This window comes from uncultured Catenibacterium sp. (assembly GCF_900540665.1).
In the GTDB taxonomy this organism is placed as follows: domain Bacteria; phylum Bacillota_I; class Bacilli_A; order Erysipelotrichales; family Coprobacillaceae; genus Catenibacterium.
This window is the reverse complement of the sequence record NZ_UQGV01000006.1, coordinates 1-19,864: the sequence shown is the minus strand read 5'-3', so window position 1 is coordinate 19,864 and position 19,864 is coordinate 1. Positions and strand designations below refer to the sequence as shown.

The following is a 19,864-nucleotide window of genomic DNA, read 5'->3' as shown; positions in this document are numbered from 1 at the left end:
CAGTATGTTTTGTTTGCTTTTAAAGTGTTTTACCCCCTATAATAGACTAAACAATAAAGGGGTGTTTTCGATGAAACGTAGAATAGAAGAAGTAAAGAAAATTGTCATCAAGGTAGGCTCTAGTTCACTTTGTGACAAAGATGGAAAAATCAATAAAGAAAAAATATTGATGTTAACATGGCAGATTGCCAAACTTAAAAGAGAAGGTTATATCGTTGTTTTAGTCTCTTCAGGAGCTATTGCAGCAGGTATGGGCGCATTAGGACTAGACAGTAAACCGAAAACACTACCGGAAAAACAGGCTTTAGCTGCGATTGGGCAGGCAAGACTAATGGAAATCTATGAAGAAATATTCCAGGTCTTTAATATGAAATGTTCTCAGATTTTATTAAACCATGATGACTTTGATGATCGTCATCGTTTAATGAACTTAAACCATACAGTCAACGCATTACTCAATTATGGTGTTGTTCCTATTATTAATGAAAATGATGCTTTGGCAGTAGATGAAATCAAGGTAGGAGACAATGATACATTGGCTTCTCTTATTGTTCCTCTAGTTGAAGCACAATTATTGATTTTAGTCAGTGATATTGATGGTCTTTATACAGGTAATCCTCATACTGATAAAGATGCTGTGCTTATCCACTATGTAGATAAGATTGATGATACAATTTTGAGCTATGCAGGAGATGCAGTCAGTAGTCTAGGTACAGGTGGTATGGCGACTAAACTAAAAGCGGCTCAAATGGTCAATGCATTAGGTAGTCATATGTGTATTGTGAATGGACAGAAAGAAAACAGCATATTAAATGCTTTAGATAATGAAGGAACTTGGTTCAATGGGGCTTCTGGCACAAATATGAATGCAAGAAGACATTGGATTGCCTATCGTACAAAACCTAGAGGAACAATTATAGTTGATGCAGGATGTAGAAAAGCGATTGTTGATAAACATGTCAGTCTTTTACCTACAGGTATTAAAGATGTAGAAGGTAGATTCTTAGAAGGACAGGTTGTTGATATCAAGGACGAAGAGTTAAATACAATTGCGAAGGGTGTAGTCAATTATGCCAGTGATGAAATCAGACTGATTAAAGGACACCAGTCTTCTGAAATAGACGAAATATTACATCGTCATGACTATGATGAAGTAGTACATGCGAATAACATGGTTGTATTGGAGGAAAGATAATGAATACATTATTAGAAACACAATTAAAGCGTGCAAAAGCAGCTGCACGTCTTTTAAAGAATATGCCAACTTGCACAAAGAATCAGGCATTAGATAAAATTGCCGACGCATTAATTGCACATAGTGAAGAAATATTAGAAGCTAATAAAAAAGATATGGCACATGCTAAGGAAGTCAATATGACCAAGGCTATGCAGGATAGACTTTTATTTACTCATGAACGTATTGTAGGAGTGAGTGATGGAGTCAAGAAAGTGGCCACATTACCTGATCCTATTGGTGAAGTGATAGAATCCTGGACAAGACCAAATGGTCTAGAAATTTCTAAAGTGAGAGTGCCTATTGGCGTCTTTGGAATTATCTATGAAGCCCGTCCTAATGTCACTGTAGATATTGCCTCTCTTTGCTTAAAATCAGGCAATGCCTGTGTTTTAAGAGGTGGTAAAGAAGCCATTCATACAAATAAGAAATTAGTGGAAATTATGAAAGATGCCACTAAAGACATCTTACCAGAAGGGGCGATTGAACTGATCACAGAATTAGATCACGCCATTGTAGGAGAACTCATCCATGCCAATGAATATGTAGATGTTATTGTACCTAGAGGTGGTGCTGGACTCATTCAGTTCGTTGTTAAGAATGCAACAGTACCAGTTATTGAAACAGGGGCTGGTATCTGCCATCTTTATGTTGATAAGGATGCAGACCTTAATAAAGCATTGACTATTGCAGTGAATGCAAAGATTCAGAGACCTTCAGTATGTAATGCGATAGAAACAATACTTGTACATAAGGATGTTGCAGACAAGTTCTTACCTGAACTTAAAAAAGCCTTTGAAAAAGTAGAAATCAAAGGGGATGATGAAACATGTCAGATCATTCACTGTGAACATGTCACAGATGACAGTTATGCAACAGAATATGATGACTACATTGTGAATGTTAGAGTTGTTGACTCAGTAGAAGAAGCAATCAATCATATTTATACATATTCTACAAAACATTCAGAATCCATTATTACTGAAAATAATGAAACAGCTGTATTATTTATGAATAGCTTAGATAGTGCGTGTGTTTATCACAATGCTTCTACAAGATTCTCAGATGGTGGAGAATTCGGTTTTGGCGCAGAACTTGGTATCAGTACACAGAAACTTCATGCCAGAGGTCCACTTGGTTTAAAAGAAATGTGTTCTTACCAATACAAAATTGAAGGAAATGGCCAGATTAGAGAGTAGTAAAAAATACTACTCTTTTTTTATTGACAATAGTTAGCACCCTGACTATAATGTTTAGCATACTAACTAATAGTAAGGAGGTGTACAACGGACATGCAAGAGAATGTCAAAGTGATGATAGATAAGGTCGCAGTACTTAGAAAAGTAGTAGGAAAGTATATGATGCGTAACTTTAAGGATATGCCTTTAACAGGTGATCAATCACGCTTGTTATTTGTGATTAAAGAACATGGTCATTCTCAAAAAGAAGTGGCACAATATCTTCATATCTCTGATGCAACACTTTCAGTAAGAATCAAGCGTCTAGAAGAAGCAGGCTATATTATTCGTGAACAGAATCCTCAAGATAAACGTCATTCTACAGTGCGTTTAAGTAAATTGGGTGAAGAGTATTTAGAAACCTGTAAGGATAAGATGAGGCATATGGAAGAAGTATGCAGCAGAGGACTCACAAAAGAAGATCATGATGCCGTATTACATATGATTGATATGATTATTAAGAATATGGAAGAAGAATTAAAGGAGGGAAACGATGCTTAAACTAAAGAAATATTTTAAAAAATATTGGTTATTATTTGTATTAGCCATCGTTTGTATATTTGGACAGGCCTATACTGAATTAACACTTCCTGATTATATGTCTGATATCGTATCTAGCGGTATTCAGGCAGGAGGTTTCGATTCAGCTGTGTCTCCTGTATTAAGTGAAGAGACATATAATCATTTATTATTATTTGTCTCTTCAAAAGATCAAAAAGTATTAGAAAATGCGTATAAGAAAACTCCTGCAAAGGATGTGGACAAGTCTTATTATAAGACATTCAAAAAAGCAAAGAATCAGACTTTATACATCTTAAAGAAAGATGTAGATGAAGAAAAACTCAATAAAGCATTAACTAAGCCGATGTTGATTGTTTATTCTATGAATAAAATGAAACCTGGTACAAAGCAGTATAAGTCATTTGAAACAAAGATTGATTCAGCTATTAATTCTGCTAAGGAAGGCTATCAAAAAGGCTTAGATGGCTATAATAAAGGTTTAGAACAGTATAATGCTGGCATGGCTAAATACAATCAGGGTGTGAAGCAGTATGAACAGATGCAGACTGCTATTAAGCAATATGATAGTGCATTAAACGCACTAAACACTCAGTTTGGTTCATATGATAAAGCCAAAGAAATGCAGAACACTTTAACAGCACAATATAATGCATTGCCTGAAGGTGATGCAAAAACAAAGCTTCAGGCTCAATTAGCTGGTATTTCTCAGGCAGTTGCTGGTTATGAAAAACTCAATGCTTCAGCAGGTCAGATTGCACAAATGAAGAGCCAGTCTTCAACAATCAAAAAACAGCTTGATCAGGCTAAAGAAAAAGTAGCTTCTGCAAAACCTCAATTAGATGAATCTAAGAAAAAACTAGATGATGCAAAAGCACAGATTGATGCTATGGAAACGCATTTAAACAATGGAGATATTTATTATTTCATTGCTTCAATGGGTGAAGATGAACGTAATAAGATGTTTGAAAGCGTCGATAAGCAGATGAAGACTATGGGTGAATCTACAATGAAGATTGCAGCTGGTGAAGGTGTCAAAGCGGAATATAAGAAGCTTGGTGCTGATGTCAATAAAGTACAGAACCAGTATATTGCCCATAAAGGTATTCAGATGTTAGCTATTGCCTTACTTGGTGCTGTGGCTTCTATCTGTGTTGCATTCTTAGCATCTAGACTTGGTGCAGCAGTCGCAAGAGACTTACGTTTAGCTGTATTTAAGAAGGTTGAAAGCTTCTCTAATACTGAATTCAATAAGTTCTCTACAGCTTCTTTAATTACTCGCAGTACAAACGATATCGTTCAGATCCAGATGGTTCTTGTGATGATTGTAAGAATGTGTATGCTTGCTCCAATCAATGGTATTGGTGGTATTATGAAAGCTGTCAAGAACTCACCATCCATGACATGGATGATCTTCCTAGTTGTTATTATCATCTTTGGAGTATTAGGTGTCACTTTCTCTATCGCAATGCCTAAATTCAAGATTATCCAGCAATTAATTGATAAATTGAACTTAGCCATGAGAGAAAACCTATCAGGTATTCTTGTTATTCGTGCTTTTGGAAATGAAGAAGAATCTGAAAAACGTTTTGATCAGGCAAATAAGGACTTAACACATACAAACTTATTTGTTAATAGAGTGATGGTCTCATTAATGCCTATCATGATGTTTATCATGCAGGGGATGACTTTACTCATTATCTACTTTGGAGCAAAGCAGGTTGATTTAGGTCATATTGCGATTGGTGAAATGATGGCCTTCTTACAGTATGCCATGATTATCGTTATGAGTTTCTTAATGGTCGCAATGATTGCAGTTATGTTACCTCGTGCAAGTGTTGCCGCAAACCGTGTAGCTGAAGTATTAAATACTGAACCTACAATTGAAAATCCAGAACAGAGCACTTCTTTTGATGAAAACAAGAAAGGTTTAATAGAATTCAAACATGTATCATTTAAGTATCCTGGTGCTGATGAACCAGTCTTGACTGATATTGACTTTACAGCCCGTCCTGGTGAAACAACAGCCTTTATTGGATCAACAGGTTCAGGTAAATCAACGCTTATTAACCTTATTCCTCGTTTTTACGATGTAACTGAAGGTGAAGTCACAGTAGATGGTGTGGATGTAAGACATGTTTCTATGCATGATTTAAGAGACCGTATTGGTGTCGTACCTCAAAAGGGATTATTATTCTCAGGTACAATAGAATCAAATATTAAATATGGTGCTCCTGATTTATCTGATGAAGAACTTGCTGAAGTGATTGATGTTGCACAGGCAAAAGAATTCATTGAAACAAAACCATTAGGTGTTAAAGAACCTATTTCTCAGGGTGGTACAAACGTATCAGGTGGACAGAAACAGCGTCTCGCAATTGCAAGAGCACTTGCGAAAAATCCTGAAATTCTTATCTTTGATGACAGCTTCTCAGCACTTGACTTCAAGACTGATGCAACACTTAGAAAACGTCTAGGAGAAATGACTGCCAAGACTCATAATACTGTCTTAATCGTTGGACAGCGTATTGCATCTATCATGCATGCTGATCAGATCATCGTACTTGATGAAGGTAAGATTGTAGGAAAAGGCACACATGAAGAATTAATGAAAACATGTTCTGTCTATCAAGAAATCGCCTTATCTCAGTTATCAAAGGAGGAATTAGACAATGAATAAAAATCGTCGCTCTCCAATGGGTATGGGCAGAGGCCGTGGTAATAATGAAAAAGCTAAAGATTTAGGTGGTACATTAAAGAAGTTACTTGCATACTTAAAACCATATCATTTCAAGATTGGTTTAGTTATGATATTTGCGATATGTTCTACTATCTTTAATATTGTAGGTCCTAAAATTCTTGCGAAAGCAACAGATAAATTATCAGAAGGTATTATGGCTAAAGTAGCCAATACTGGTGGTATTGATTTTGATTATATCGTTAAGATCTTATTGATTCTTGTTGTGTTATATGCAGCAAGCTCATTATTCAGTTATATTATGAGCTGGATCATCTCTGGTGTATCACAGGATGCAGCCTTCTCCCTTAGAAAAGATATATCTGAAAAAATGAACCGTTTACCACTTTCTTATTTTGATAAGCATACAAGTGGTGATATTCTTTCTCGTGTAACTAACGATATTGATACAATCGCTCAGTCACTTAACCAGTCTTTATCTACACTTATTTCTAACGTAGTCACTCTTGTTGGTGTCTTTATTATGATGCTTACAATCAGCTGGCAGATGACTCTAATCGCAGTTGTTGTATTACCTGTTTCAATGATCTTAATGCGTTTAGTCATGAAGCATTCACAGAAATACTTCACTCAGCAGCAGAACTCACTTGGTGATGTCAATGGTCATATTGAAGAAATGTATGGTGGACATCAGGTAGTCAAAGCGTTCAATGGTGAAGAAAAGTCTGTAGAGCAGTTTGAAAAATACAATGAATCACTTTATACATCTGCATGGAAATCACAATTCTTTGGATCACTCATGATGCCTATCAGTAATTTTATCGGTAATATCGGTTATGTAGGTGTTTGTATTATCGGTGGTATTCTAGCAGGTTCTAAAACAATTACTATTGGTGATATCCAGGCATTTATCCAGTATGTTAGACAGTTCAACCAGCCAATCTCTCAGATTGCTCAGGCTGCTAACTTATTACAGAGTACTGGTGCAGCGGCGGAACGTGTCTTTGAATTCTTAGAGGAAGAAGAACTTACAGAAGACTCAGCAACTCTTTCAACTGAAGAAGTACAGAATATGAAGGGTGCTGTTACTTTTGCAGATGTACACTTTGGATATAATCCAGATAAGATCATCATCAATGATTTCTCACTCCATGTTCATGCAGGTCAGAAGGTGGCCATTGTTGGTCCTACTGGTGCAGGTAAAACAACTATTATTAAACTATTAATGCGTTTCTATGAACTCAATGGTGGTACTATCATGATTGATGGTGAAGATATCACAAAGATGAAACGTAGTGATCTTCGTTCATTATTTGGTATGGTACTACAGGATACATGGTTATTTAATGGTACTATCATGGATAACTTGAAATATGGTCGATTAGACGCAACTGATGAAGAAGTTAAGAAAGCATGTCAGAGTGCGCATGTTGACCACTTCATTCATACACTATCTGATGGCTATAACACTATGATCAACGAAGAATCTTCAAATATCAGTGCGGGTCAGAAGCAGTTATTGACTATTGCGCGTGCCTTCTTAAAGGATCCTAAGATTCTTATTCTTGATGAAGCCACATCTTCAGTGGATACAAGAACAGAAGTTCTTATTCAAAAAGGTATGGATGAATTAATGAAGAATAGAACATCATTCGTTATTGCGCATCGTCTTTCTACTATTAGAGATGCTGATACAATCATCGTTATGCGTGATGGTGATATTGTAGAAATCGGTAATCATGAAGGATTACTTAAAGAAAATGGTTTCTATGCAACACTTTATCGTTCACAATTTGAAAATGGACAGTAAAAAGCTTGATAGTCTCTTGACTATCAAGTCTTTTTTGTATAAGATACAAAAAATATTTTGAAAGGAGGAGCATGTCATGATATTAAGAAAAGCAGCTATAGGTGATATAGAAGCTATCTCTCATATAGAGTCTCTTTGTTTTCCTAAAGCTGAAGCAGCGACTTATGAGCAATTTAAAGAACGCTTTAATGCCTTCTCAGAGAACTTTCTTGTATTAGAAGACAAAGATGTTATTGGCTTTATTAATGGGAATACATCGAATATTAAAGGTTTACCAGATGCATTCTATGAAGATGCCTCATTACATGATCCTAGTGGTGATTATATGACCGTCTTTGGTTTAGATGTACATCCTGATTATCAACATCAAGGCTTGGCGCATATGCTTATGAATGGCTATATCACTCTTGCGAAGGAGCGAAATAAAAAAGGAATCTTCCTCACATGTAAAGATCACTTGATTGGCTTTTATGCAAGTTTTGGCTATAAGCATCTTGGTGTTTCTTCTTCTACTCATGGAGAAGCAAAATGGAATGATATGTATCTGGAGATATGAATGTAGAAGTGATTAATGTAGGGACTGAACTTCTTCTTGGTGAAATCACCAACACAGAAGCTCCGGTACTCTTTAAGATGTGTAAGGAATTAGGATTTGATATTTATCATCAGACGACAGTCGGTGATAACCCAGAACGTTTATTAGAATGTCTCGATATTGCGTTTAAAAGAGGGGCTGATTGTGTCATCACTACTGCAGGACTTGGCCCAACGCAGGATGATTTGACTAAGGAACTTTCAGCAGAATATCTAGGATTAGAACTTGTCTATAACGAAGAAGAAGCCAGTAAGGTAGATGCAAAATGTCGCTTTGTGACAGGTCTAGATGTTGTTTCTGACAATAACTTCAAACAGGCTTATTTCCCAGAAAATGCCTATATATTAGAGAATGATGTAGGTACAGCCAATGGCTGTGTGATGAGTAGTGACGGGAAGATGATCATCAACCTTCCTGGCCCACCTAAGGAATTCAATTATGTTGTAGAACATTCCTTAAAACCTTATCTAGAACAATATCGTCAGGAACAGATCTATACAGAAGATTATCTTGTAATGGGTATTGGGGAAAGTATGATTGATGAAAAATTGACAGAACCCCAATATAAACAAACAGATGTCACTCTTGCAATGTATGCAGGAGAAGGATATGTGAGAGTACGCATTGCAAATAAAGCCAAAACAAAAGAAGAAGCTTATCAACATATGACACCAATGAGGAATGAGATAGAAACACTATTAAACGGCTATCTGATTCCAGGAGGTTCTATAGAAAAAGCTCTCAAAGACATTATGGTCCCTATTCAATTCATAGGTGATATAGATGTCCCCACATGGTTTAAGCCTTATGTAAAAGAAGATGCTGACTTAGTTATTTATTCTAAGGTGGAGCATGTCTCTTTAGGTGATCAGGTCACTATCCATGTGAATAACGATAAAGGATTTACAGATGGGATGTTGAAGGATTATCATCTTTCAATGAATCGTTTGACAAGCAAATTACAGCTTTATCTTTATCGTTATTTAAAAAAGGGTTTACCCATGTAGCGGATAAACTGTTTGAATCGCTTCTATGACATGAAGAAAGATGTCATGAAGATTAGAAATATCAACAAGCACATCTCCACACTCTAATGAGTGATTTGCATCACGATAGAGAATAAGTGGAATATGTGCTTCGTCACATGCACATTGAATGAGATTCGTTTTGGCCCATGGATCATTTGTACCATGGAAGGCAATACCATTTAAACTATACTTGAAAGTCGCAACAAGTGGTGTGAAATAAATAGAATATGCATTCACATGATGTTCTTCATTAAAACGTGCACTAATGGCAGTACCAATACTTTTTGATACAAATAGGATTTCATCATAAGTAGAAAATGGAATATCTTTAAGAATTTCTTCAGTCTGCGCATAACCAATATCTTCAGCCTGCTTAATTAATTCATCTTTATTTTTCAAATGAGGAAAGTGTTTATCTAAAAAACAGCAGAAACCCCCACCTCAATATAGAATATAGGTGGGGGATGAATGCCGTTAATGCATCTGATAGAGAAATTTGGAGTAAGAAATAGTATAATACATATAGGAAACTTCTTTTCCTAAATCTACAGAAAGGAGGCTAAATATATGTATCTTACAGTCAAGCAGCAGGTGAAGCATCTGTCCAAGGAAGACTATCGTTCCATCAAGGAATTATGTCATATTGCAAAGAATCTTACTAATCAGGCAATCTACAACATCAGACAGCACTACTTTGCAGAAGGCAAGTATCTCAATTATGAGAAGAACTATGCACTTCTGAAGTCGTCTGATAACTATAGAACGTTTAATTCCAATATGGCACAGCAGATACTCAAGGTTGTAGATGGCTCATTTAAATCATTCTTCGGTCTTCTTAAAAAGGCAAAGCAGGGAAAGCATGCACTTAAGGACTGCAGACTTCCACGCTATCTTCCTAGTGATGGATATACTACACTTGTCATTGGATTTGTAAGACTTAAAGGGAATAAGCTCGTACTTCCATATTCAAATAGTTTTAAAAAGACACATAAGCCTGTTGAAATAACGATACCACCTGTGCTGCTTGATAAGAAAGTGAAGGAAATACGTATCATATCAAAGGCAGATGCCAGGTTCTTTGAAATTCAGTATATCTATGAAGCTGAATGCATTCAAAGGAATCTCAATACAACAAATGCACTGGCATTAGATCTTGGTATCAATAATCTTGTCACTGGAGTATCAAGTAAAGGTGAAACATTCATCATCGATGGAAGAAGATTGAAGTCCATCAAGGATAAGCAGCATTTTGGAAAGAAGCCAACCAATAGACAGAAAGCAATAGCACGCAGGCGTAACAATAGAATAAATGACTACATGAACAAGACTGCACGCAAGGTGATTGATTACTGTATCGATCATGATATTGGAACTCTTGTTGTGGGCTATAATGAAACATTTCAGAAGGATTCCAACATAGGCAAAAGAAACAATCAGACCTTCGTCAATATTCCATTTGGATTGCTGAGAGACAAGCTAGAATATCTCTGTGAACTGAATGGCATCATACTTGTAATGCAGGAGGAATCTTACACCTCAAAGGCAAGCTTCTGGGATAAGGATGTCATACCAGTCTATAAGAGTGATAATACTGAAGAATATCATTTCAGTGGAAAGAGAATACATCGTGGACAGTATAGAACAGCCAGTGGACAAGTTCTGAATGCAGATGTAAATGGTGCATTAAATATCATGCGTAAAAGTAGCGTTGTGGATGTAAACATCCTATACAGTAGAGGCGAAGTGGACACGCAATAAGAATAAGGATTGCCTAGCAATAGGTGGAAACTTAAATATCATACTTCTTAAATGGATGCGCAAGCATCTAAAAAAACTCCGACTTAATAAAATATTAAGTCGGAGTGGTTCACTTTTCATCCTGATCTGGAATGATAAGTGAAAAAGCATGTCTTAAACATTCAACATGAACAGGGAAACTCTGTCCCTTTTCACCATCGATATCATAGACTATATCCTCATCACAGCTGATTGTAATATCCTTTGCCTGGACATAACGTATCATTGGGTTTTGAGGATGAAGATTACGCTTATAATCCATAAAGACATTAAGTAGTTCAGCTACATTACCTTTTTTGATAATAATAAGATCTAACTTACCATCACTTGTAGAAGCATATGGAGTCACTCCTGGAAATCCTCCAACATGAGAACTATTCGTAATCATGAATAATGCAGCATCTTCTTCAAACTCTATTTCATCTGCTTTTATTTTAAGATGAAGTGATAATCCTAACTGTTCAGGTAACATCTTTAATCCATTGATATAGTAGGCAAGAGGACCAAACTTCTTCTTTTCATCTTTAGTGACAAGGAATCCAATATCACTAAACATACCACCACTTAATACATTCGCAAAACAATGATTATCTACATAACCTGCATCAATCTTCTTTGTCTTGAAACGGGCAATCATATCTCGGAATGCTTCTGGAGTATTAGGAAGATTTAGATAAGTCGCAAAGTCATTGACAGTACCTGCTGCTAAGATTGCAAGAGGAATCCTAGATTCACTCTTAATAAGTCCTGTAATGATTTCATTGACAGTACCATCTCCACCTACGGCTACAATAAAGTCATATTCATTTCTTGTTAATCTTGCAGCACGTTCTAATCCATCATTTTTCCCTCTAGTAAAGTAAGTATCAATCGTATTCACGTTAGTATGAAGTATTAACTGACCAATAAACTGGTCAATAGACTTCTGGAATGCATGTGTACCACTAGAAGGATTAATAATAAACAAACACTTCATATTATGCCTCCTTAATCAATTCAAGAAGTAACTTAACACCCTTTTTCATAGAATTAATACTACAGAATTCATAAGGACCATGATAGTTATATCCACCAGTTCCTAAGTTAGGACAAGGAAGTCCCATAAAGCTTAAATTAGCCCCATCAGTACCACCTCTAATAGGAGAAGCAATAGGCTCAAGTCCTATATTAATCATTGCCTGTTTTACCTTATATACAATATCAGGTGTTTTATTAATGACTTCAATCATATTCTTATACTGTAAAGTAAAGTCAATATCAATATAATGACCATGATTAACCTGATTTAAATAAGAAGCAGCTAACTGCATTGTATGAATCATATTATGCATATTATCCATATCATGATCTCTTAGTATATAAGTCATCTTAGTTGTAGAAACATCACCTTCCATATGATGAAGATGATAGAAACCTTCTTTATGTTCAGTTGCTTCAGGACGCTTATTATCACCAAGCATTGTATCAAACTGACGACCTAAAGTAAGAGCATTTACCATCTTACCTTTAGAATCACCTGGATGATAACTCTTACCAGTAATAGTGACATCAGCCTTATACGCATTGAAGTTTTCAAAACTGAATTCATCGATTCTACCACCATCTACTGTATAAGCATAATCAGCACCAAACCTCTTGACATCAAAGTTTTCAGTACCTCTACCTACTTCTTCATCAGGAGTGAAGGCAATACAGATATCCCCATGCTTAAAGTCTCTATTCTGGCAGATATATTCTACCATGCTCATGATAATAGCCACACCTGCTTTATCATCAGCACCAAGAAGTGTAGTTCCATCAGTTGTAATTAAATCATCACCAACAAGTCCTTTTAATTCAGGATTTGTTTCTGGATCTAAATACATCTTCTTTTCTTCGTTAAGAATAATACGCCCTCCTGGATAAGAACGAATAATACGTGGATGAATATCATGTCCACTTGCATCTGGAGAAGTATCCATATGTGCAATAAATCCAATAGCCTTCATAGGCTCATCTGTATTACTATAAATCTTACCGTATACAATTCCCTGATCCGTTCTTTCTACTTCATCTACACCAAGAATCTGCATTTCTTCACTCAAGAAATCAGCCAAATCAAATTGTTTTTCTGTAGAAGGAGATGTTGTAGAATTTTCATCAGATTGTGTATCAAAACTCACATATTTCAAAAATCTCTTTTCAATCAACATAAAATAACCTCACTTTGTTTATTTCTTTCATTTTAACATAGTAAATTGTTTTTGTGAACTTGCATAATTAACTAGACAAGCCCTATTGTTTTCATTATTATGGGGTAGGTGATAAAAATGAAATATTATGCCGTAAAAAACGGAAGAGAACCAGGTATCTATAACTCATGGGCAGAATGCCAGAAGCAGATTCATGGCTTTAAGAATGCGTCTTATAAGTCCTTTACATCACGCACTGAAGCAGAAGAGTTCATTTCTGATAAGAAGGAAATGCCTAAAATGGAACATGGATTAATTGCTTATGTAGATGGTTCTTTTAATGCGAAAAAGAAAGTGTATGGCTATGGTGCTGTTTTAATTGATGGACAGCAGGTTATCAAACGTCTTTATGGACATGGAGATAATGAGGAATGCTTATCGAGTCGTAATGTTGCAGGAGAAATATTTGGGGCTTTAGCTGCAGTAAAGTATGCAGTAGAACATCCTGAATATGATGGTATTGTGATTTGTTATGATTATATGGGTATTGAAAAATGGGCTATTGGAGAATGGAAAGCCAATAAGAAGCTGACACAGTATTATGCTAGTAAAATGACTGAGTATCGTCAGAAGCTGCCAATAGTATTTATGAAGGTAGAAGCTCATACAGGTGATTTCTATAATGAACAGGCAGATCAGCTTGCTAAGAAAGCAGTGGGAATTGAATGAGTGAAAAAATAACAATCTTTGATATTGAAGAATTGAATAATGATCCTGTAAGTGTCTGCTCTATAGGTATAGTTGTGCTAGAAGATATGAAAGTGAAGGAAACATTCTATTCACTTATTAGACCTCCTAAACTGACTTTTGATCCTTATCGTTATAAGGTTCATAAAATAAGACCACAGGATTTAAAGAAAGAACCTACATTCCCAGAAATATGGCCTAAGATCAGTAAGTATTTTGAAAATAGTATTGTGATATCTCATGATATCCAATCAGATCTCAATCACTTACTAGCCGTCTTTAGAAGATTCCGTATAAGAAAGCCTAACTGTTATTTATCATGTACATTAGTTCTTGCAAAGCTATTTCATCCTGAATTACAGAAGTATGGTTTAGGTTCTCTGTGTGACTATTATTCTGTTGATCTAGAGAATGCGCATAATGCATTGGCTGATTCATTGGCTTGTGCAGAACTATTAAAGAAGATGATGGATGAACATCACTATACAAGTCTTAAGGAACTTCATGAGAAAGAAAATGTACCTTTAGGACGTATGACAAGTTCATTTATTGAACCTCTTGTATCAAGTGATAAGGTACAGGAAGTGAAGATGGGCATTCAGAAAGAAACAGTTGCATTTACAGGTAAACTTGCCCATACAAAACAAGAAATAGAATCATTCGTAGAACAGGATGGTATGACACCATCATTCCATGTAACAACTCAGACAAAATATCTTGTTATTGGTAAAAAGGACTACCAGCAGACAAGATATCAAAAAGGTAATAAGAAGATTAAAAAAGCCATCACTTTATCAAGACAAGGTCAGGATATCAGAATCCTTCATGAAGACCAATATATTGATATGGTAAGAAAAAGAACTCTTAAGTGAGTTCTTTTTCTTACCTACTATTATTTAAAATGTTCACTTTTTTATTGAAAAACAATAAAAAAATACAGTTTGGTGCAAAAATGCGTCATTTTATTACCAAAATATATTGAAAACGCTTCTAATTTTTGATAGTCTTATTATAGGTGATTAATTATGGCAAAGACTTCAAACTATTTATTTAAACTCGATTTAATGATTTTAAGCTTATTGAAAGAAAAAGATCAATATGCGTACGAACTAACTAAAGAGATTGCAGAAAAATCTAAGGGTCGCATTGAACCAAAGAATGGTACAATGTATCCTATTATCTACAAACTCATTGAAAACGGCTATATTTCAAGCGACACAGTCATCTACCACAATAAAGCTAGAGTGTATTACCACCTAGAACCAGCCGGAAAGGAATATTTAGATAAGATTATTGTGGAATTTGACGAATTAGTGGATTGTATCAATTCATTTATTCACAAAGATTAAAATAGAGTTTCCTATGAAGGAACTCTATTTTTTTTGCATAAAAAAAGAAATAGGCAGATGCCTATTTCTTGATTTCTTTATAGCTGATGGCGAAAGGTCCAGTTTTAGTAACAATAGTGATTGTATCACCTTTCTTATACTGGTTGAATTCTTTTGCGGTAGCACGATAAGTATATTTCTTTTTACCTGTTTTCACATTGAAATGATAGACCTGTGAAAACTTAGTTGTATAGTATTCTGTTTTAGTGATGATGCATTCCTCAGTCGCAGTTACTTTTGCAAGAGGATCATTGATCCAGCATAATGCGAGAGGAATGAAGATCACTAAGAAACATGTAAATAATGCATCTCTAGATAATCCTGCTTTTTCACCAATCCAGCGATAGAATACAAAGATAATTAAGAATACAATAATTGCTGCATAAATAAGAGGTCTTGTATTTTCCATTGCATATTTAGTAAATAGAACTAACCATCCTGTAATAGTAGGGATAATAAAGTTACAGAAGAACAATCCATACAATTCTTTGATTGCTGGCTGATTTCCTTCAGCAGTTAGACCTAAATAGTAAATACCTGCAAGTACTGGGATAACGATAGAAATTAATCCACCCACAACAAGAGAATCAAACGCACCAATCATACCAGCTACTAATGACACTAACTGGATAAGTGTTAAAACAAGCATCACTGGTTTAGTAACTGATACAGAAGGCATACGACTAGGTGCTTCTTTTGTACCTTCAATATCTTCATAAGGGATCTTATGATCAGTACATTCTTCAACTAATTCAGCTAAATCAGCCACTTCAAATTCTAATGAAGAAAGCTGTGCGATCACTCCTTCTTTAGAATAAATAGTGAGTGTCTTACCATCATCTACTAGTTTAGTAATGTCTTCATAAGCATATTTCTTTTCGTTATTACCTTCTTTAAAAGTAATATCATTTTCAGTCATCATATAAGAGAAAGTCTTCTTCTTATTCACCTTTAAAGTGATATAAATCATAAGTAGAAGTCCGATGACACCAAGCCCTGTAATCACATAATAACCGTCTTTTGCTTCTATAAAGCCAAGAACTAACATGATAATACCAAATACAGGACAAAGGATTTTCATTGTACTAATATGAAATAGTAAACTATCCTTATATGTTACGTCTCTATTCATTTGTTTACCTCAACTCCTTACGTATACAATATATATTACATTAATTCTAGATATAAACACAAGCGATAGTTGATAAATTATAGCCATATCAAGGTGATTTATGGTAAAATAAATCTATATGGAGGTATAAATATGAAAACTCTTACAGTTGCAGTGCCTTGTTATAATTCACAGGATTATATGAGACATGCTATTGAACCATTATTAATATGTGAAAATGATATTGAAATCTTAATCATTGATGATGGTTCTAAGGATAAGACAGGAGAAATAGGGGACTTATTAGAGGAAGAATATCCTGCAACAATCAGATGTATACATCAGGAAAATGGTGGACATGGTGAAGCAGTTAATACTGGTTTAAAGAATGCAACAGGACGATTCTTTAAAGTATTAGACAGTGATGATTGGTTTGATGAAGCATCTTTAGTTAAAGTGATTCAGACATTAAAGAAACTTGGTAATGATGTCGATATGATGATCTGTAACTATGTCTATGATAAACCATCAAAGAATTCACAGAAGCCTATTCGCTATACAAATGCATTACCTGAAAATAAGATTTTCAGATGGTATGATGTGAAATATTTCTATCCATCACAGAACCTATTAATGCATTCAATTATCTATCGTACAGAAGTATTACGTGCAAGTGGTCTTGTGCTTCCTAAACATACATTCTATGTAGATAACCTATTTGTGTATGAACCAATTCCATTCATTCAGACTATGTATTATCTAAATGTTGATTTATATCACTATTTCATTGGTCGTGAAGATCAATCAGTGAATGAAACAGTCATGATTGGACGTATTGATCAGCAGATCAGAGTGAATAAACGTATGATTGATGCAATCGATATTGATAAGCTTAAATCACGTAAGATGAGAAAATACCTAATCAAGTATCTTTCTATGATTACTACAGTAACTACAGTACTCTGCGTAAAGAGTGGTACAGAAGAAAACCTACAGAAACGTAATGATTTATGGGCTTATATGAAGGATACAAAGCCTGCCGTTTATAAGGAAGTAAAGAAGACTGCATTAGGTCTTGCTATGCAATTAAATGATCCGCTAGGACGTAAACTAATCGTTGGTGGATATAAACTTGCACAGAAACTATTTGGTTTCAATTAACAGTGATTCTATCACTGTTTTTTTTATGTTGACTATTACCTACTGAATCGATAGAATAAAATTTGGGTGATTAAATGATTAAGAAATTCATAAAGACTCATGAACATGCATGGGTTCTTGTCTATTTTGTATTTTATATGCCTTGGTACTTTGGCTTACAACAAAGAGATATTAGTCATTTCTTTGATATGTATGTAGGATTGGACCGTATCATACCATTCGTACCAGCATTTATTATTCCTTATATCTATTGGTTTTTATTTGTTGCAGGAACTTTGTTATTCTTGTTTTTCTATGATGCAGATGAATTCTACCGTGGCTTTTCATTTTTAGCCTGTGGTATGACTATTTCACTGATCATATTCACAATCTTCCCAACAACATTCTGTCATCGTCCAGAAGTACTTACAGGGAATGCCTTTGACCAATTCTGGTTAAGATTTATTTATGGGGCGGATAAGCCAACCAATGTATTTCCAAGTATTCATGTCTTCAACTCAATAGGATGTGCCATTGCATTAATTGAATCAAAGAAATTCAAAGATAATAAACCAATGCATATATTTGCGATTGTCTCAGCAGTACTTATTACCTTGTCTACAATGTTCATCAAACAGCATTCATGTATGGATGCTGTAGCAGCAAGTATAATTGCATATGTGCTTTATCAGCTCATTTATAAGAGAGAACATCCACGTTTACGTCAATTTGTATATTCAAAGTTTCCTAATAAAGGCTAAAGGTGTCAGTAAGATGACACCTTTTAAATCGCAACAATTCATAAAATGATAAAGTATTGCGATTTAAAACCGCAAAACCATTGTGAAAGTGATAGTGTTGCGATAAAATAAGTATGAAAGAGGTGATTGTATGATAGAAAGACCATTATATTTAGATAAAATCATGCCTTTTGTAGATACTCCATTTGTAAAAATATTGACTGGAGTTCGACGTTGTGGAAAATCAACAATTCTGAAGATGATTATTAAAAAAATCAAAGAAGAAAAGAATGTGGACGATGAACAGATTCTTAATTATCGTTTTGATTCTATGGAATATGAAGATATGACTACAAAAGAATTGTATCTAGAATTAAAATCGAAAATACTACAATCAAAAAAGACATACTTATTCTTAGACGAGATACAAGAAATTGAAGGATGGGAGAAAGTAGTGAATACTCTTGCCTCAGACTTTGATGTAGACATCTATATTACAGGTTCAAATTCAAGAATGATGTCTTCGGAGATATCCACATATCTAACGGGAAGATATATTACTTTTCATATTTATACTTTGTCATTTGAAGAATATCTTATGTTCAAGAAAAGCTATACGACTCTTAAGGATTTGAAACAAGAATTTAGCCAATACGTACGATTGGGTGGATTCCCTGCAACTCATTTACAGGATTATTCCCAGGATGAAGTTTATACGATTGTGAAGGACATTTATAATTCAACTATTTTTTCTGATATTGTACGTAGAAACCAAGTCAAGAAGATAGATCAGCTAGAAAGAGTTGTAAAATATACGTTTAATAATATTGGAAACACATTTTCCGCAAAATCAATTTCTAATTATTTCAAATCAGAACAGAGAAAAATTGATAATGAAACAGTTTATAGTTATTTAGAGAAATTACAGAAAGCCTATATTCTTCATAAGTGTTCTCGATATGATCTTCAAGGAAAAAATATATTAAAAACACAGGAGAAATTCTATCTTGCAGATGTTTCTTTGCGTTATTCTGTATTAGGTTATACTGTAGATAGTGTCGCAGCATCTTTAGAAAATATTGTATATCTAGAACTTAAAAGAAGAGGCTATGATGTTTATATTGGTAAGATAAAAGATAAAGAGATTGATTTTGTTGCAGCAAAACAAAATGAAAAAATCTATGTTCAGGTAACACAGGAAATAAAGTCTGAAAAAACACAGAAAAGGGAATATGAACAGCTTTTAGAAATCAGAGATAATTATCCTAAGTATGTTGTGATGGCAGATAATTTTGCGGGTGGTAACTATGAAGGAATAAAAACAATGAACATAGTGGATTTTTTATTAAGTAAAGAGTATTAGAAATGAGTCGAGAAACCACTTTTTCATTATTAATGTCAAAATTTAAGACAAATAGGGGGAGAACGAATTTTAATATCATTAAAATAATTAAAAAAAGTGGATGAGATGACATTTGTATGTCATCTCATCCACTCTAAACACAAAAAAATTATTCATATACTCGCACATTTGTAACATTTCAAATATATGAAATACTTGTACGATTTAAGTTTATAACTATTCAAACTATAAAATTCAATAAAATACTTTTTTGAATACCCACAAACCACAGGTTAGTGAAAATTA

At 34.6% G+C, this 19,864-nt stretch carries 18 protein-coding genes; 14 read left to right on the top strand and 4 right to left on the bottom strand.

Annotation, left to right across the window (positions count from 1 at the left end; genetic code table 11):
• Window positions 1–70: 70 nt before the first annotated feature.
• The 7 genes from proB (at window position 71) to QZQ55_RS01755 (ending at window position 9,101) form a co-directional block, all read left to right on the top strand.
• Complete coding sequence (gene proB / locus QZQ55_RS01785) at window positions 71–1,195, top strand: glutamate 5-kinase (RefSeq protein ID WP_295089165.1); 1,125 nt, start codon at window positions 71–73, stop codon at window positions 1,193–1,195.
• Window positions 1,195–2,433: a glutamate-5-semialdehyde dehydrogenase gene (locus tag QZQ55_RS01780; RefSeq protein ID WP_295089162.1), complete on the top strand. Its 1,239-nt coding sequence runs from the start codon at window positions 1,195–1,197 to the stop codon at window positions 2,431–2,433. The genes proB and QZQ55_RS01780 overlap by 1 nt, the downstream gene beginning before the upstream one ends.
• A 93-nt stretch (window positions 2,434–2,526) precedes the next feature.
• A complete protein-coding gene (locus QZQ55_RS01775) occupies window positions 2,527–2,973 on the top strand; it encodes a MarR family winged helix-turn-helix transcriptional regulator (RefSeq protein WP_295089159.1) in 447 nt (148 codons plus the stop codon).
• Window positions 2,966–5,671 (top strand): ATP-binding cassette domain-containing protein, encoded by a 2,706-nt coding sequence (locus QZQ55_RS01770; RefSeq protein WP_295089157.1) that lies wholly within the window; start codon window positions 2,966–2,968, stop codon window positions 5,669–5,671. The genes QZQ55_RS01775 and QZQ55_RS01770 overlap by 8 nt, the downstream gene beginning before the upstream one ends.
• Window positions 5,664–7,499, top strand: coding sequence for an ABC transporter ATP-binding protein (locus tag QZQ55_RS01765; protein WP_295089155.1), 1,836 nt, complete (start codon window positions 5,664–5,666; stop codon window positions 7,497–7,499). The genes QZQ55_RS01770 and QZQ55_RS01765 overlap by 8 nt, the downstream gene beginning before the upstream one ends.
• Window positions 7,500–7,575: 76 nt before the next feature.
• Window positions 7,576–8,055: a GNAT family N-acetyltransferase gene (locus tag QZQ55_RS01760; protein ID WP_295089153.1), complete on the top strand. Its 480-nt coding sequence runs from the start codon at window positions 7,576–7,578 to the stop codon at window positions 8,053–8,055.
• Window positions 8,052–9,101, top strand: a complete 1,050-nt coding sequence (locus QZQ55_RS01755; protein WP_295089150.1) for a molybdopterin-binding protein — start codon at window positions 8,052–8,054, stop codon at window positions 9,099–9,101. Before QZQ55_RS01760 ends, QZQ55_RS01755 begins: the two co-directional genes overlap by 4 nt.
• Here the strand turns inward: QZQ55_RS01755 and QZQ55_RS01750 are convergent.
• Complete coding sequence (locus QZQ55_RS01750) at window positions 9,090–9,521, bottom strand: hypothetical protein (protein ID WP_295089147.1); 432 nt, start codon at window positions 9,519–9,521, stop codon at window positions 9,090–9,092. The genes QZQ55_RS01755 and QZQ55_RS01750 overlap by 12 nt on opposite strands.
• Window positions 9,522–9,689: 168 nt before the next feature.
• Here QZQ55_RS01750 and QZQ55_RS01745 point away from each other — a divergent pair, with 168 nt between their 5' ends.
• Window positions 9,690–10,880 (top strand): transposase, encoded by a 1,191-nt coding sequence (locus QZQ55_RS01745; RefSeq protein WP_295089145.1) that lies wholly within the window; start codon window positions 9,690–9,692, stop codon window positions 10,878–10,880.
• A gap of 109 nt (window positions 10,881–10,989) precedes the next feature.
• Here QZQ55_RS01745 and QZQ55_RS01740 read toward each other — a convergent pair whose 3' ends face one another.
• Together QZQ55_RS01740 and pepT are read right to left on the bottom strand one after the other, a co-directional pair.
• Window positions 10,990–11,895 carry a diacylglycerol kinase family protein gene (locus QZQ55_RS01740; RefSeq protein ID WP_295089143.1) on the bottom strand — a complete coding sequence of 302 codons (906 nt, stop codon included), beginning with the start codon at window positions 11,893–11,895 and terminating at the stop codon, window positions 10,990–10,992.
• 1 nt (window position 11,896) lies between these two features.
• Entirely contained in the window at window positions 11,897–13,111 is a 1,215-nt protein-coding gene (gene pepT, locus QZQ55_RS01735) for a peptidase T (RefSeq protein WP_295089139.1), read from the bottom strand.
• Between the two features lie 117 nt (window positions 13,112–13,228).
• On the opposite strand from pepT, the gene QZQ55_RS01730 reads away from it, so the two are divergent.
• The 3 genes from QZQ55_RS01730 to QZQ55_RS01720 all read left to right on the top strand — a co-directional run bounded on the left by QZQ55_RS01730 (window position 13,229) and on the right by QZQ55_RS01720 (window position 15,186).
• Window positions 13,229–13,819 carry a ribonuclease H family protein gene (locus tag QZQ55_RS01730; RefSeq protein ID WP_295089136.1) on the top strand — a complete coding sequence of 197 codons (591 nt, stop codon included), beginning with the start codon at window positions 13,229–13,231 and terminating at the stop codon, window positions 13,817–13,819.
• The gene (locus QZQ55_RS01725) at window positions 13,816–14,709 is read left to right on the top strand and encodes an exonuclease domain-containing protein (protein WP_295089133.1); all 894 of its coding nucleotides are present in this window, start codon (window positions 13,816–13,818) and stop codon (window positions 14,707–14,709) included. The genes QZQ55_RS01730 and QZQ55_RS01725 overlap by 4 nt, the downstream gene beginning before the upstream one ends.
• A 153-nt stretch (window positions 14,710–14,862) precedes the next feature.
• Window positions 14,863–15,186, top strand: coding sequence for a PadR family transcriptional regulator (locus QZQ55_RS01720; RefSeq protein ID WP_295089131.1), 324 nt, complete (start codon window positions 14,863–14,865; stop codon window positions 15,184–15,186).
• A gap of 61 nt (window positions 15,187–15,247) precedes the next feature.
• On the opposite strand, the gene QZQ55_RS01715 is transcribed toward QZQ55_RS01720, so the two are convergent.
• On the bottom strand, window positions 15,248–16,357 hold the full coding sequence (locus QZQ55_RS01715) for a hypothetical protein (RefSeq protein ID WP_295089128.1): 1,110 nt from the start codon (window positions 16,355–16,357) through the stop codon (window positions 15,248–15,250).
• Between the two features lie 132 nt (window positions 16,358–16,489).
• Here QZQ55_RS01715 and QZQ55_RS01710 point away from each other — a divergent pair, with 132 nt between their 5' ends.
• The 3 genes from QZQ55_RS01710 to QZQ55_RS01700 all read left to right on the top strand — a co-directional run bounded on the left by QZQ55_RS01710 (window position 16,490) and on the right by QZQ55_RS01700 (window position 19,579).
• Entirely contained in the window at window positions 16,490–17,497 is a 1,008-nt protein-coding gene (locus QZQ55_RS01710; protein WP_295089125.1) for a glycosyltransferase family 2 protein, read from the top strand.
• 74 nt (window positions 17,498–17,571) lie between these two features.
• Window positions 17,572–18,237, top strand: a complete 666-nt coding sequence (locus tag QZQ55_RS01705) for a phosphatase PAP2 family protein (protein WP_295089122.1) — start codon at window positions 17,572–17,574, stop codon at window positions 18,235–18,237.
• A 130-nt stretch (window positions 18,238–18,367) separates the two neighbouring features.
• Complete coding sequence (locus tag QZQ55_RS01700) at window positions 18,368–19,579, top strand: ATP-binding protein (RefSeq protein ID WP_295089120.1); 1,212 nt, start codon at window positions 18,368–18,370, stop codon at window positions 19,577–19,579.
• Window positions 19,580–19,864 lie beyond the last annotated feature (285 nt).